At 69.0% G+C, this 11,695-nt stretch carries 7 protein-coding genes; 6 read left to right on the top strand and 1 reads right to left on the bottom strand.

What is annotated here, in order from left to right; translation table 11 throughout:
• The coding region (locus tag QHF83_RS51555; RefSeq protein WP_282425550.1) for a hypothetical protein at positions 1-919 on the top strand (919 nt) is incomplete at its 5' end.
• Positions 920-953: 34 nt separating this feature from the next.
• On the opposite strand, the gene QHF83_RS51550 is transcribed toward QHF83_RS51555, so the two are convergent.
• Positions 954-3,683, bottom strand: a complete 2,730-nt coding sequence (locus QHF83_RS51550) for a serine/threonine-protein kinase (RefSeq protein WP_282425549.1) — start codon at positions 3,681-3,683, stop codon at positions 954-956.
• Between the two features lie 31 nt (positions 3,684-3,714).
• Between QHF83_RS51550 and QHF83_RS51545 the strand changes: the two genes are divergently transcribed.
• The 5 genes from QHF83_RS51545 (at position 3,715) to QHF83_RS51525 (ending at position 11,618) form a co-directional block, all read left to right on the top strand.
• Positions 3,715-4,617: a sigma-70 family RNA polymerase sigma factor gene (locus QHF83_RS51545; RefSeq protein WP_282425548.1), complete on the top strand. Its 903-nt coding sequence runs from the start codon at positions 3,715-3,717 to the stop codon at positions 4,615-4,617.
• 855 nt (positions 4,618-5,472) lie between these two features.
• Positions 5,473-5,994, top strand: a complete 522-nt coding sequence (locus tag QHF83_RS51540) for a hypothetical protein (RefSeq protein ID WP_282425547.1) — start codon at positions 5,473-5,475, stop codon at positions 5,992-5,994.
• A 240-nt stretch (positions 5,995-6,234) separates the two neighbouring features.
• A complete protein-coding gene (locus tag QHF83_RS51535; RefSeq protein ID WP_282425546.1) occupies positions 6,235-6,786 on the top strand; it encodes a hypothetical protein in 552 nt (183 codons plus the stop codon).
• Between the two features lie 211 nt (positions 6,787-6,997).
• Positions 6,998-7,918, top strand: a complete 921-nt coding sequence (locus QHF83_RS51530) for an STAS domain-containing protein (protein ID WP_282425545.1) — start codon at positions 6,998-7,000, stop codon at positions 7,916-7,918.
• 172 nt (positions 7,919-8,090) lie between these two features.
• On the top strand, positions 8,091-11,618 hold the full coding sequence (locus tag QHF83_RS51525; RefSeq protein WP_282425544.1) for a hypothetical protein: 3,528 nt from the start codon (positions 8,091-8,093) through the stop codon (positions 11,616-11,618).
• Positions 11,619-11,695: the final 77 nt, after the last annotated feature.

The raw sequence follows: 11,695 nt of genomic DNA, 5'->3' as shown, positions 1-11,695 counted from the left end.
CGGCGGCTCGGGCGGCGGCGGCGGAGGCTCGGGCGGAGGCGGCACGGGCGGCTCGGGCGGCGGCGGAGGCTCGGGCGGCGGCGGCGGCGGCGGAGGCTCGGGCGGCGGGACGCTGACGACGACGCTCTACAGCGTGGATTACGACGATGCCCAGATGGAGGAGCGTTTCGGCTACGTGACGCCCTCCACGGGGAAACTTCATACGATGAGCATCCTCCCCGGTGTCATGGGCGTCGGCGACCCGATGGTGCTCAACTCCGTGAAGGGTCGATTCTACCTCCAGACGAACGTCGGTCAGCTCGCGATTGACGTGAAAACCGGCAACGTCGTGGATGTCTCCCCCCCGTGGGAGAGCTACACGGTGCGTGCTCACCCCATCACCGGGGTCCTCTATGGCGTGAGGTGGGACGCCGTGGCCTTGGAGGAGCACTTCGGCATCATCAATCCAGAGACCGGAGTCTTTTCCACCATCAGCACGCTCCCCGGCGTGCAGCTCCTCTCGGACGCTCCCGGGATCGATCCGACCGGCAAGAGTTTCTACTTGAGGACGAACCTCGGTTGGCTGACGATCGACGTGAGCACAGGCCTCATCACCCACGTCGCGCCTGACGCGGAAGACGTGGCGGCCCACGAGCTCCATCCGATCACGGGCACGCTCTATGGCCTCCTCAAAGAGCCCGCCGCGTCCGGATTCGTGTTCGGAACGCTGGATCTCCAGACGGGTGCATTCACCCCGATCAAGAGCCTCCCGACCATCACGTCGCACAACGCTCGCGGAGGCATCGACCCGGCGAAGAACGAATACTACGTTTTCGCCAACATCGGTTATGTCACGATCGACATCACCACGGGGGACATCAAGAACGTCGCGCCGAACCCAGACGACTTCAGCAACGCCTTCGAGTATTACAGCCAGTAAACGCGTCGCCGCCCTGGCACGACGTGCTCGTCCCTCACCGCTGCGATAGCCACGCCACGATCTCCGCCTTCGGCACCGCCCAGGCCTCGCCCCCCGCGGCATAGGCCGCCCGGGCCTCCTCCGCGAGCTTCTTCGCGCGGGCGCGGTCGCTGCCCGCCGCGGTGAGGGCGCGCGCCAGCAAGAATCGCGTCGACGCGTCCTTGTACGGTCCCTCGGCGCCCGACGCCCGCAGCGAGAGCGCACGCTCGAGCAGCGGGATCGCCTCCGCCGGCTCGCCGGTTTCCATGTGCAGCTCGCCCAGGTTTTCCAGCGGTTCGGCGAGGTAGACGTGCGTAGGCCCGACGGCCTTTTCGTAGATGGCGACCACCCGCCCGAGGCGAGCGCGGGCGTCGGCGAATGCGCGCTCCTTCATCATCACCTCGGCGAGGTTGAGCAGCGTCGTGGCCAGCGCGATGTGCTCGGGGCCGAGCGCGCGCTCGCGGATGGATAATGCCCGCTCGGCCGCCGCGCGCGCCGCCGGCAGATCGTTCAGCCGGGCATGGACTTCCACGCTGTTGTTCAGGACCGTCGCGCAGGCCGGGTGATCCGGGCCGAGCATCCCCTCGAACGTCGCGAGCGCGCCCTGGTAGTGGCTGCGCGCCTCGGTATGACGGCCGAGCGCCACGAGCGCGGCGCCGAGGTTGGTCTTGGCCTTCGCGGTGTGGAGGTGCTCGTCGCCGTGCAGCCGCTGCTCGAGCGAGACGGCCTGCGAGGCGGCCTCGAGCGCCCGGTCGAGCTTGCCCTCCTCGAGGTAAACGGTCGCCTCGTTGCCGGCCAGCGCTGCCTCGAACTCCGCGTCCCCGCCAAGCCGGGCGATCGCTCCCGCCGCGAGCTCCGCCCACCGGTGCGCGTCCGCAGGGCGGCCGAGCGGGTGTCCCGCCAAGAACACCAGCGAGGTCAGCCCATTCGCGGCCTGCCAATCGTGGTGGCCCGCCTCCGCCGCCCGGATCGACGCGAGGAACGTCGCCTCGGCCTCCGCGTGCGCGCCCTGGGATTGCTGCACCCTTCCCAGGAGGTCGAGCGCGTCGGCGAGCAGCGGCTGGTGGGCGATCGCCTTGGCCTCCGCGACCACCTGGTCGGCGAGCGCGCGCGCGGGCGGGTATTTCGCGGCGTCGTACAGCGCCTTGCCGCGCGCGAGCTCTCCGCGCGTGGCGTCGAAGCGCGCGCGCAGCGCGGGATCGTCCGGCGGAGGCCGAGGCCCGGAGAGCGCCGCCACGTCGGCGCAGGCGCGCACCGGGGTCATCGCGTTCACCGCCTGCACGGCGCGGCCGACCGTGGCGCCGTCCGCCTCGGAGAAGATGTCGACCAGCGCCTTGAGCTCCTTGGCCCGCAGATCGAGGCAGGCCATGCGCAGCGCCAGCACCGACTCCGCCTGCTCGCCGCGCACCCGCGTCGCCTCGCAGGCATCGACATGGCCGGCGACCCAGCCCGCCGCCTGGGCGTCGAGCACGCGCTCCACCTGCGTGAGCGCCACCGAGGCGAACGGCTCCTTGGACGTGGTGAACGCGTCGCGCACGGCGGCTCGCCGCCCCTCATCCCACACGCCCGTGAGCTTCGCCTCCGCGCCGCGGCAGACGCGCTGCTGCTCCCGCGCGATCCAGGCAGGCACGAACACGCCGGCGGCGACGACGACGCCCGCGAGGATGGCGACAGCGGCGCGGCGACGGGTGCGTGCGGGGTCGACTTCGAGCTTCTGGAGCAGCGCGTCCATGGTGGGAAAGCGCTCTTCCTGCTGCGGGCGCAGGGCGCGCAGCAGGGCGCGCCGGACGCGCGCAGGCTCCTGCCCGCCGCCGGGCGGCTCGGCGGGTCCTCGGGCCTTGCTCGCCGAGAGCTCCTCGAGCGTCTTGCCCTCGAACGCCGAGCGCCGGTAGAGCGCCTCGTACAGCGCCACCGCGAAGCTGAACTGGTCCGCCTGCGGGCCTGCCCTCTCGCCGCGGTGCTGCTCCGGGGCCATGTAGAGCGGCGTTCCGAGGAGCGCGCCCGTTCGCGTCAGGACCGGGGCCGCGGCTCCCTCGGCCGCGGCCTTGCCCGAGGCGTCCTCGCCCGTCCAGCCGGCGAGGCCGAAATCGCTGACGCGGACGCGCCCGTCCTTGCCGATGAGCACGTTGGCGGGTTTGAAATCCCGGTGCACGAGCCCCGCGCCGTGGGCCGCCACGAGCCCCCGACCTGCTTGCGTGAAGCGCTCCAGGATCTCGCGGGCGGGGTGAGGCCCCTCCTCGAGCCACACGGAGAGCGGCTGCCCGTCGATGTACTCCATGGCGATGAAGATCTGACCGCCGTGGCTGTCGACGTCGTAGATCGTCACCACGTTCGGGTGCGAGAGCCGCGCGGCGATGCGCGCCTCGCGGAGGAGCCGCGCCGACGCGATGTCGGCGCCGACGCGCGCGGTCACCTCGGCGCGCAGGACCTTGAGCGCCACCTTGCGATCGAGCGTGGGGTCGTGTGCAGCATACACGATCCCCATGCCGCCCCTGCCGAGCACGTCGGCGATGGTGTAGCGGCCGAGCCGCGCGCCGTGCGAAAGCGGGGCTGCGTCATCGAAGGTGGGCGGAGGGGTGGCCTCACCCGCGTCGCTCCCCGTGCCGAGCGACGCCTGGGCCGCCGCGATCACCAGCAAACGGCAGGGCTCGCACGCGTCGATGTGGTCGTCGAGCATACCGGCCTCGGTCGCGGCCAGTCGCCCCTCGACGAATGCGAGGATCGTGTTCTCGGAAGGGTGCGCCATCGTCGTTGCGGGGCTTGTGTATCATGGCGGCGTGCATCCGTATCCGCTGCTCCCCCTGTCCCGCTCCTTCTGCGGGCGCATCGCGCCCTCGCTTTCGGCGAGGTTCGGCGACGTCGACGCGCTGGAGATCCGCCTGCGATCGCTGGTCGAGGAGGCGCGGCGCGCCTTTCCCGAGGTCGCGGTGGACGAGCCGGCGTTCGTCGGCCATCTCGCGGAGCGCATCGCGGGCGAGGAGGACATCGACGAGGCGCTCTCCAGCGTGCTCGCCGCCGATCTCTTGCTGGCCTTCGCGTGCCTCGCAGGCGACGCCGTCGCGCTGCGGGAGTTCGGCCGGCGCCTCGACGTCGAGGTGCACGCCGCGCTGCGGGGGATGGCAGCGGCGTCCGAGCTCGTCGAGGAGGTACGATCGGTGCTCGGCCACAGGCTGCTCGTGGGCGACGGCGGGGCGCCGAAGCTCGCGACCTACGCCGGGCTCGGGCCGCTCCCGGCCTGGATCCGCGTGGCCGCGCTGCGGACGGGGATCAGCCTGCGCAGGCGTGGTCGGCGTGAGGAGCGATCGGACGAGCGCGCGCTCCTCGCGGCCATGGATCCGACGCTGGATCCGGAGTCGAGGCTCTCGCGCGAGCGCCACGCGGAGGAGCTGCGCGAGGCCCTGCGCGAGGCCATGTCCGCGCTCTCGAGCCGCGACCGCAACCTCTTGCGCATGTACTACGCGGAGGGGATCAAGCTCGACAGGCTGGCGATCATGCACCGCGTGAACGCCTCGACGATCTCCCGCTGGATCGCGCGGGCGCGCGAGGAGGTGCTCGAGCGCACGCGCGGCGGGCTCAGCGCGCGCCTGAAGCTCTCCGCCTCGCAGGTCGAGAGCCTGCTCGGCCTGGCCCAATCGCTGGACGTGAGCCTGGAGAGTTTGCTCGGAAGATCGGCTGGCTGAGAGGGATTGGCCTCTTCTTGGGCTGGGGCAACGCCCCAGCGAAGCGCCTCCCAGATGGAGCGCGACGTGCCTTGCGCGCATGCAAATCGCCCGATGGCGGCTGCTCGGTGGGGGTTGCGCGCGTGCAAGGCGCTCCAAACGATCTGCGCGGCGTGCCTTGCACGGGCTCGAGGGACGTCGAGCACGCGGCGCGGGAGCGCTTGCACGCGTCCGAGCGTCGCCGTGACGTGGTCCTGACGGCGCTTGCATCGACGCAAGCGCATGGATCACCGCGTCACAGCCACGCTTGCTCCGGTGCATCCCGCGCTGTGCACGTGTCCCGGGCGCCTTCGCGCCGGTGCAAGGACGACCGCGCAGCCGCTCGCGCACGATTTGCGTCGGTGGGAGCTGCGGGCGCCGCTCTGCCCCACCTCGGTGGAACAGCCTCTGGGGCCGGGCGAAATTTATTTTCGAGACTCCGTGCAAGAACCGCAGGCGGCTGGCGTCAGGTAGCGCGAAAGGTGAGCGGGGACCGCGCGCGGGCCGTGGGCGAGGATGCGCCCGCGCGGGCTCGTGGTCCATCCGCGATTCCAGGTGAAACCCATGCGGTCGTTGATCGGTATTCTTGTGCCTTCGCTTCTCGTCGGGCTCCTTCTTGGCGTCGGTGGTTGTTCGGGTGGCGGAGGTGGTGCGGGAGGCGAAGGAGGCAGCGCGGGCGAGGGAGGAGGCGGTGCGGGCGCGGCAGGAGGCGGGGGCGCGACCTGCGATTCGATGGAACAAGGCTTCGTTTCGTGCGGCCCCGAGGGGATTGCCGTCACGTGTCAGCCTGGGACCTACTGCTCGGATCCCACGACCTTGACGTGCACGGAGGGTTGCGTGTCGAACGCGAATTGCGGCTGCGGCGAGGTGTGCACGGGGGGCTCCTGTGTCGCCGCGAGTGTATGCGGGGACGATGCGTGCACCGGGGACGAGGACTCCTCCACCTGCCCGGCCGACTGCTCGTCGAACCCTTGCGGCAATGGGGTATGCGACGCGGGTGAATCGTTCCAGAATTGCCCCGAGGATTGCGCGCCGCCGAACCCCTGCGGCAACGGGGTATGCGATGCCGGCGAGTCGTCGCAGACCTGCCCGAACGACTGCCCGCCGAACCCCTGCGGCAATGGGGTGTGCGATGCCGGCGAGTCGTCGCAGACCTGCGCTCAGGATTGCCCGGACCCGAAGCTCGAGTGCCTCGACCATTGCGACGTGTACAACTTCTTCATGTGCTTCAACCCGGGCGGGCTCCAGATCTGCTACGACGCGTGCGAGGCTGCCACCGACGCGAATCTGAAGCAATTCAACGTCTGCGCCGCGACCGGGTCGACGTCCTGCGACCTCGGCTGCTTCGACTACCTGTAGTCGCGTCCGCACGACGGGTGCCGGCTCCCCCTCTCTCCTCGGGCTCCCAGAGCTGAGGCGCCCACAACGCCCGCTCGCCATTCGTGCACGCCTGTGCCACGGTGTGCCGTGCGAGGCGGTCATCGGCCGCGAATGATTCGCGGATTTCAGCCCATCGACGCTTGGCACGAAACGCGCTAAGGCGGCCCCCCCGCGCGCAGTCTCCTGGGTCGGAGGCGCGCAACGCGAGGAAGAGCAATCATGAAACGACTTCTCATCATGGCGGCGCTGTGCGCCTTGGGGCAGCTCGGCTGCGGCAGCGACTCCAGCAGCAATGACGATGGCTCCAGCAGCAATGATGATAGCTGTAGCGCCTCGAACCCTTGCACGAGCGGGACGTGCGTCTATCCCCCGGGCGATTGCTCGTCGAACGCGAAAGGCTCGTGCGTCGAGATCCTCCAGTGCGACGGCCCTCCCCCGGGCCCCACATGCCAATGCGATGGCACGGTGCTCGAGAATCCCGACGCGACGTGCTCGCCCTCGGGCCCGCGCCCGACGGCCGACCTCTGCCAAACAGGCACCTTCGCCTGCGGCGACATCACGTGCAAGCGAAACCTCGAGGTCTGCGTGGCGACGAGCGGAGGCGCCATGCCCACCACGACCCATGCGTGCGCGGCCCTCAGCGAGATCGACAACACATGCGTCAATGGGATCCCCGATTGCGCGTGTCTACAGCCCGCTGAATGCGGCGGGGCGTCGTGCTGCTCGGCCGACGCGGACCACCAAGAGACAATCACCATCAACGCGCCCTGACCTGATCGCGCGAACCATGCAACCGTCGGCAAGAGAGTCTGGGTGCCAACGAGCCATGGTCCACGTGGTTTTCCGCTTGCGCTGCACCGGACGAGGCACATAAAACTCGCCGGCGCTTGCACTGTCACCTGCTTCCTGGTGATGCTGGGACGGCCCCGGCCGTCGTGAATGCCCAAGCATGAACCACCGACAATCATTTGACGCCGAGAAGGTGATCGAAGACCTCACGCACGAGAACGCATCGCTGCGGCGGCGCGTTGCCGAGCTGGAAATCGCTGCACGGCGCTATCAGGCCCTGTTCGACGGGGGCGTCATCAGTGTTCAGGTCCACGATCCCGAGAGCCGTACCAAGGAGGTGAACGCTGGCTGGGAACAACTCTGGCAGATACCTTTCGAGCGGCTTGCCGATTACAGGTTTCTGAAAGACTCCCAGGTCGTCGCCCAGGGGTTCATGCACCTCGTCGAGCAGGCGTTTCTGGAGGGGAAGGCCGCGCGGTTGCCCACCATCCGGTACGATCCGCTCCAGAACGAAGCGGTTTGTCACGGGCGTGTCCGCTGGGTCGCCTCGGCGCTCCACCCGGTCAAGGATGCGAACGGTGAGGTGTGCGAGGTGGTGCAGGTCCATTTCGACGTCGGCGAGCTCAAGCACTCGGAGGAGGAGTTGCGGCAGAAGAAGGAGCAGCTCGAGGCCGCCGTTGCAATGCGAACCGCGGAGCTCTCGGAGCAGCTTCGCTTCAGCGAGGAGCAGCAGCACGCGATCGCCGCGCTGTCCACGCCCGTGCTGCGGATCTGGAAGGGCATCCTCGCGCTGCCACTGATCGGCCGCATCGACGCGGCAAGAGGCGCGCGCATCCTCGAAGTCCTGCTCCGGTCGATCGTGGAGACGAGCGCGGAGACGGTCATCCTCGACGTCACAGGCGTGCCCACTCTCGATGCGGACGCGGCGCGGTCTCTGCGCGACGCGGTGCGCGCCGCCGAATTGCTGGGCGCGCAATGCATGATCGTAGGCATCTCCCCGGAAACGGCGCGCACGCTGGTGGACAATGATCTCGGGTTCGAGAATGTACGCACATTTGCGAGTCTGCAGGAAGGTTTGCGTCGCTCGCTGATGCGCCGCGACGTGGGGAGATGACGTCCCTCGGGGCATTGGGCTCGCCGCGATTCCCGTTGGTGCGCGCTTCGGCTGGAGCATCGGCCGGTTCGATGCTCGGCGCAACGACCGCACCAGGCCCCCTCGCGCGAGGGCACTCTTCGAGCTTCATTCTCGATTGACGCCACCGCCCAGCCTGGACTAATTTCCGCATATGCGGAATCGCATACACACCAATCTCCGTATCCAGCTCTTCAGCCGCGGCCTTGTCCCCACCCTGATGGCCATCGCCGCCTCGTGCGGGATCGATACCCTCCCCGGCGACCCGGGTGCGCGCTCCCCGCCGGCAGCGGGCGAAACGAAGCCGTCTCCCAGCGAGACCTCCTCCGCCGCCAGCAAAGACCTGCGCGCCGCCTACATCGCCGCCGTGCAATCCAGGGCCCCTGCGTCGTATGGCGCCCTCGCCCTGCAACCTGGACGGCTCCTGGTGGAGAACGAGGCGCAGCGCTTCGCCACCTTCCTGGATCGGAAGGGGATCGTCGTCTCGTCCGACGCAGAGCCCTGGTCGGTCTCGATGCGTACGGCCGGATGGGGTTGCGAGGGCGCCATTTCCTCCGTGACCGACGCGGAGCCCGAGGCGGACGGGAATCGCATCCGGTACGGGCACGACGGCCTGGAGGAATGGTACCTCAATGGACCGCTCGGGCTGGAGCAGGGGTTCGTGCTCGCCGAAGCGCCACGCTGCGCCGGGCCGAAGGTGGTGACCCTGGAGCTTGGGGGGGATCTGCGCGCCGAGCTCGACGATGCCGACGGTGATGGCCGCGGCGAATCGCTCCAGTGGCGCGACGCCGAGGGACGCTCCCTGCTCGCGTACGCGGACCTGTTCGTCAAGGACGCCGCGGGCAAGGCGCTGCCTTCGTGGCTGTCGGTCGAGGCAGGGCGGGTCTCGATTCACGTGGACGATACGGACGCGACCTATCCCGTGGAGATCGATCCGCTGATCGTGGTTCAGCAGGGCAAGCTCCTGGCGAATGATGGCGCGGCCGGGGATTGGTTCGGCATTTCGGTCGCGGTGTCGGGAGACACCGCCCTCGTGGGGGCCCGCGCAGACGACGACCTCGGGTCCGGCTCCGGCTCCGCTTATGTCTTCACGCGGACCGCGGGCGCCTGGAGCTTGCAGGCCAAGCTCCTGGCAAGCGACGGCATGGCGCTCGACTACTTCGGCTCCTCGGTCGCGCTGGATGGGGACACCGCCCTCGTGGGGACGGCTTATGGTGACAACAGGAGCTCCTATAGCGGCGCTGCGTATGTCTTCGTGCGCAGTGGGACCACCTGGACCGAGCAGGCCAGGATCTGGGTCAATCACGCCGACTTCGGCCATCCGGTCGCGTTGTCGGGGGACACGGCCCTCATGACGGCGTCCTCGAACAGCGTTTATGTCTTCGTCCGGAGCGGGACCACCTGGGCCCAGCAGGCCTTCCTCGAGTCCGCGGACTCGGCGTGGGACGATTCTTTTGGCGATACGATCGCGATATCGGGGAACACGGCCCTCATCGGGGCTCCTCAAGACGACGACAAGGGATCGAACTCCGGCTCCGCTTATGTCTTCGTGCGCAGCGGGACCACCTGGACCCAGCAGGCCAAGATCGTCGCGGCCGACGGCGCGGCGTACGACCGTTTCGGTACTTCGGTCGCGATAGCAGGGGAGACCGCGCTCATCGGGGCTCCTTATGACGGCGACAAGGGCTTGAACGCTGGTTCTGCCTATGTCTTCGTGCGCAACGGGACCACCTGGAGCGGGCAGGCCAAGCTCCTGGCGAGCGACGGGGCGGGGGACCACAGGTTCGGCTCCTCGGTCGCGCTTTCGGGGAATGCCGCTGTCGTGGGAGCGGAGTGGCAAGGATATACCTATCTCTTCCTCCGCAGCGGCACCACCTGGACCCAGAACGCCAAGCTCCTGGGCAATGGGTCGAGCTTCGGCGAGTACGGCTCTACCGTCGCGATGTCGGGCGACGCGGTGCTCGTGGGAGAGTACAGGAACGACGACCTCGGCACCGACGCCGGCGCCGCTTATGTCTTCTCGGTCTCGAGGGATCCGGACGGGACGGCCTGCACGAGCGGCACGGATTGCGCGAGCGGGTTCTGCGTCGATGGGGTCTGCTGCAACAGCGCCTGCGGCGGTGGGGCCACCAATGATTGCCAGGCGTGCAGCGTGGCGACGGGCGCTCTCGCGGACGGCACCTGCGGGCCGCGTGTCCAAGGGTCGGTCTGCCGCGCGGCGGCGGGTGTGTGTGATGCGGCCGATGTCTGCAATGGGTCGAGCCTCTTCTGCCCTGCGGACGCGAAGGTCTCCGCGGGCACCGTCTGCCGTGCCGCGGTGGACGTGTGTGACAAGGCCGAGACCTGCAATGGGTCGAGCAATAACTGCCCTTCGGACACGAAGGCCTCCGCGAGCACCGTCTGCCGTGCCGCGGTAGACGTATGTGACCAGATCGAATTCTGCAGTGGATTCAGCAATACCTGCCCTGCGGACTCGAAGAAGTCTGCAGCCACCGTGTGCCGCGCCTCGGCGGGCGCGTGTGATGCGGCCGAGACCTGCGACGGGTCGAGTGATGTGTGTCCTGCGGACGCGAAGGTCGCCGCGGGCACCGAGTGCCGCGCCTCGGCGGGCGCGTGTGATACGGCCGAGGCCTGCGACGGGTCGAGCGACGCCTGCCCTGCCGATGCGAAGGTCGCCGCGGGCACCGAGTGTCGGGCGTCCGCGGGCGTGTGTGACCTGGCTGAAGTCTGCAATGGTGCGAGCAATACCTGTCCAGCGGACATCAAGGCGGGCTCGAGCACCGTTTGCCGCATCTCGGCGGGTCCTTGTGACGTCGCGGAGGCCTGCAATGGGTTCGCCGCGGCCTGCCCATCGGACCTCAAGCGCCCCTCGGGCGCCACGTGTCGCGCGGCGGCCGGCGCGTGTGACGCCGCGGAGACCTGCGATGGGGCGAGCGACGCCTGCCCCGTGGACGCCAAGATCGCCGCGGGCACCGTTTGCCGCGCGAAAGCGGACCTGTGTGACACCGCCGAGGTCTGCGATGGATCGAGCAATCCCTGTCCTGTGGATGGAAAGCTCCCGTCGGGCACGGTTTGTCGCGCTTCGGTGGATCTCTGTGACGCGCCCGAGGCCTGCGACGGAGCGGCCAATGCCTGCCCCGCGGACGCGAAGGTCTCCGCGGGCACCGTCTGCCGCGGTTCGGTGGGCGCGTGTGACGTTCCGGAGTCTTGTAATGGGACCAGCAATGCCTGTCCGGTCGACGCCAGGGTCGCCGCCGGCACCCAGTGCCGCGACAAGGCCGGGTCGTGCGACGTGGCCGAGAGCTGCAATGGCCTCGACGGCGACTGTCCGGCCGATCTGAAGGTCGCCGCTGGGACCGAATGCCGCGCAAAGGAAGGCGTGTGCGACGTCGCCGAGGCGTGCGATGGGAGCAACGATGAATGCCCCGCGGATACGAAGGATTCCGGGACCGAATGTCGTCCGGCCATGGGGCCGTGTGATGTCGCCGAGCTTTGCAATGGCGTCGATGTCGGCTGCCCTGCGGACGGCGTGGCCAGCGTGGCGACGGATTGCCGTCTTGCCGCGGGACCTTGTGACATCCCGGAGAAGTGCGACGGGTTCAACAAGAGCTGCACGCCCGATGTGGTGGCCCCTCTAGATGGCTGGTGTTTTTCTCTACCAAACCATCGCGCGATGGTGTAAGGCGGGGGGCATGTCCCGTGGACAAACCCCGAAGCAGGGCGAGATGTGGAGGTCGACGTCGGCGTACTGCGGAGCGA

This window comes from Polyangium sp. 15x6, assembly GCF_029960785.1.
Taxonomy (GTDB): domain Bacteria; phylum Myxococcota_A; class Polyangia; order Polyangiales; family Polyangiaceae; genus Polyangium.
Note: the sequence above shows the minus strand (reverse complement) of the source record. Positions and strands in the feature narration are given on the sequence as shown.